This is a genomic window from Staphylococcus microti, from assembly GCF_000934465.1.
Lineage (GTDB): Bacteria > Bacillota > Bacilli > Staphylococcales > Staphylococcaceae > Staphylococcus > Staphylococcus microti.
In genome coordinates, this window is the sequence record NZ_JXWY01000071.1 from 1 (window position 1) to 3049 (window position 3049).

At 35.4% G+C, this 3049-nt stretch carries 5 protein-coding genes and 1 pseudogene; 2 read left to right on the forward strand and 4 right to left on the reverse strand.

Features of this window, described 5'->3' with window-relative positions:
- Nucleotides 1-138 precede the first annotated feature (138 nt).
- From TP70_RS08735 to TP70_RS08750, 4 genes are read right to left on the reverse strand one after another with little or no spacing between them, the layout of a single operon-like run.
- Nucleotides 139-519 carry a VOC family protein gene (locus TP70_RS08735; protein WP_044361053.1) on the reverse strand — a complete coding sequence of 127 codons (381 nt, stop codon included), beginning with the start codon at nt 517-519 and terminating at the stop codon, nt 139-141.
- A 16-nt stretch (nt 520-535) separates the two neighbouring features.
- Entirely contained in the window at nt 536-856 is a 321-nt protein-coding gene (locus TP70_RS08740) for a YpoC family protein (protein ID WP_044361049.1), read from the reverse strand.
- Complete coding sequence (nth, locus tag TP70_RS08745; RefSeq protein ID WP_044361050.1) at nt 856-1527, reverse strand: endonuclease III; 672 nt, start codon at nt 1525-1527, stop codon at nt 856-858. Before nth ends, TP70_RS08740 begins: the two co-directional genes overlap by 1 nt.
- The gene (locus TP70_RS08750) at nt 1517-2206 is read right to left on the reverse strand and encodes a DnaD domain-containing protein (protein ID WP_044361051.1); all 690 of its coding nucleotides are present in this window, start codon (nt 2204-2206) and stop codon (nt 1517-1519) included. Before TP70_RS08750 ends, nth begins: the two co-directional genes overlap by 11 nt.
- Before the next feature lie 198 nt (nt 2207-2404).
- Here TP70_RS08750 and TP70_RS12745 point away from each other — a divergent pair.
- Nucleotides 2405-2567, forward strand: a pseudogene (locus TP70_RS12745) (transposase); the annotation flags it as partial.
- Between the two features lie 40 nt (nt 2568-2607).
- The coding region (locus tag TP70_RS08755; protein WP_044361052.1) for a helix-turn-helix domain-containing protein at nt 2608-3049 on the forward strand (442 nt) is incomplete at its 3' end.

Here is a 3049-nt window from a genome sequence, read left to right on the forward strand (position 1 = left end):
TGAGTACAGGCTCACATTGCCTTAACTCCTCCTATGACACCATCATAGTGGGAGTTAATTATTTAGTTAATGGTCTTTTTTTTAAGTGTCCTTGACATGGGGTCCACTTTATTATAAACACCAAATCACACGTTTTTATTAAATATAGTTTGCAATTTCTATTAAATTATAATCCGGATCTCTTACATATACCGAAACAATGTTTCCCATAGCGCCTATTCTATTTACTGGGCCAAGTTCAATCGCTACATTGTTTTGTTTTAAGTGAGATACAACATTATTGATAGGTGTCTCAGTCACAAAGCACATATCAGCTGAGCCCGGCGTAGGTGTATGTGCACACGGTTTTATAATGTTGTTTTTATGATGCAGATTGATTTTTTGGTTTCCAAATTGTAATGCTGTTCGATTATCGCCAAATTGAATGGCTTTCATTCCTAATATGTCGCTGTAAAATGTTATCGTACGTTCAATATTTGTTACAGTTAAAACGAAATGATCCATGTTTTTTATTTGCATATAATTCCCTCTCATTTTACCCCTGTTTGGCACGATAAGCGGCGTTCATTTTAATCAGTTCACTTTTTAATGTTTTCATTTGTTGATAGCCCATATAGTGGTGCTTTCTTTCTTGAATATAATCGAGGCGTTCATCAAAGTTAAATGGCACGATAGGTAAAGTGTCTAACTCTGCTGTGCTCAAATCTTTAATTGCATTAATTGAACAAAAATAGTCTAAAAGCAAACGGTAATATTCGTCTAGCAGTTCAATGCTTTCTGCTTTTCCAATTTTGCGTGCTTTAGCTAAAGGTTCCAATTGTGCCTCTAGTTCAGCCATTTTCGTTAAAATCACCATTACGCTGTGCCTCCTTGAAGACGTAGTGTGGCTCGGTGACGCTTTTGACCTTCACGGCAGTCGGCAAAAAGTGGACATGCATCACATTTTGGTTTCTTTGCAAGACAATGATAACGACCAAAGAAAATAAGTTGATGATGACTTTGTGTCCAGCGTTCTTTCGGAATAATGGATGTTAGTTTACGCTCCACTTCTGCGACACTGTCTTTCCATCGACAAATGCCAAGGCGTTTTGAAACGCGTTCAACATGTGTGTCGACTGCAAGTGCCGGTTCTCCAAATGCGACGCTCATGACGACATTTGCGGTTTTCTGACCAACGCCTGCAAGACCGACAAGTTTGTCATGTGTGTTTGGGACTTCACCGTTGTATTGTTCAATCAGTGAGCGACAAAGTTTTTGAATGTTTTTGGCTTTATTTCGATACAGACCGATGGAACGAATATCATTTTGTAGTTCTTCTAATGGTACTGCCAAATAATCTTCTGGCATATGATATTTTTGAAATAATGTTTTTGTTACTTTATTAACTGTATTATCGGTACATTGCGCTGAAAGTAATACAGCAATTGTAAGTTCAAATGGGTTTTCATGGATTAATTCACATTCTGCATCTGGAAACATTTCATCAATAACATCAATCATTTCCAGTGCTTTTTTCTTACTTATCAAATGGGTTTTCTCCTTTCAACCAATCAAATTTTGGGAAGTTTTCAATCTTTTTAATGGTAGGCTGCTGTTTCTTAAATTTTGCACGAATCGGTTTCGCATCTGCAACGGTACGGACGTTATTTTTTTCCCAATTTAATAAAATTCTATCAACGTACTTAAGGCTAGATTTATCATGTGCCAATGCTTCATCCACGGCAGCATTAATAACAGTTATATCGTATTTATCAACGTCTAGCCATTGATTAATATTTTCAATTTCTAATGGCGACAATGCACGGCCAAAACCATTTTCGATTTTTTGGAAAAGATGCTTGAAAGCTTGGGCTTTATCCATATTTTGCATATTAGCATCAATCGACTCAAATATTTGGCTTAATTGCTCATAAAAGCCATCCAAATTTATATATTCACTCAGTTTGCCGTCAGCATTTTTTTCAACGTGCATTTCTAAAAGTCCGAGTTGAATCAGCTTTTGAATGATCATTGTTACTTCAGAATCTTGCATCGTTGTGCCTTTTTGTAGTGTTTCAATAGCAGGCTGTTCGTTGCTTGTATCATACGCATACAATATTTTCATAAGAATAACCAAGTCGGTTTCATTCAGGCCTAAATCTGCGTAGTATTCTAATAACTCATAGCGACAGACGAATGGACGTGTTTTTAATTCATGAATGTTCAAAATATCACCTTCTTACATCAGTTGTGCAACATTATCATAATAGTTTAGGCAGAAGTCGCCCATCCTTGATAGGTGGGTGATGAATGTCGTCCAGTATAAAGCTTATCTTTGGTAACTTGAAAACTGATATACATTGCGAATTGCCTTTTTGTTTTACTTATGTTATTTTCATTCTACATAAAAAGCGTTAATATAACAATGGCATTAGATACAAATAGTCATTTAGAATCCCTTCTTCACGATCCTCTTATTTTGGCAACGAAATAGTGTAGACAAGTAATTGATAATCAAATATCTGATTACTTTAGTTGCGTGGCATTATGATAAAGACCCTATACACATTATGTTCAAAGTTTACCCCAATCAAGCGAATAATCATAAATAGATAGGTGGTGTATCTAATGGAACGATTAAAAGCGTACAAGTTCAGATTATATCCAACAGAGGAACAAGAGATATTCTTTGCGAAGTCTTTTGGCTGTGTTCGTAAAGTCTATAATCTCATGCTTGATGATAGGATAAAAGCTTATCAAGAAAAAGCGAACAATCCCTCTGAGAAAATGCGTTTTCCAACACCTGCAAAATATAAAAAAGAATTCCCCTTCTTGAAAGAAGTCGATAGTCTTGCTTTAGCTAATGCACAACTCCATTTAGATAAAGCTTACAAGAATTTTTTTCGTAATAAATCTATTGGATTTCCTCGGTTCAAAAGTAAGAAAAATCCTGTTCAAAGTTATACAACGAATAATCAAAATGGGACAGTTGCTTTGATTGATGATAAATTTATCAAAGTTCCTAAATTAAAATCCTTAATCAGAATTAAACTTCACAGACAACCAAAAG

What these genes read in the sequence shown, in the direction of transcription:
- TP70_RS08740 (WP_044361049.1), bottom strand. Translation starts at nt 856, where the DNA reads ATGGTGATTTTAACGAAAATGGCTGAACTAGAGGCACAATTGGAACCT.
- TP70_RS08735 (WP_044361053.1), bottom strand. Translation starts at nt 519, where the DNA reads ATGCAAATAAAAAACATGGATCATTTCGTTTTAACTGTAACAAATATT.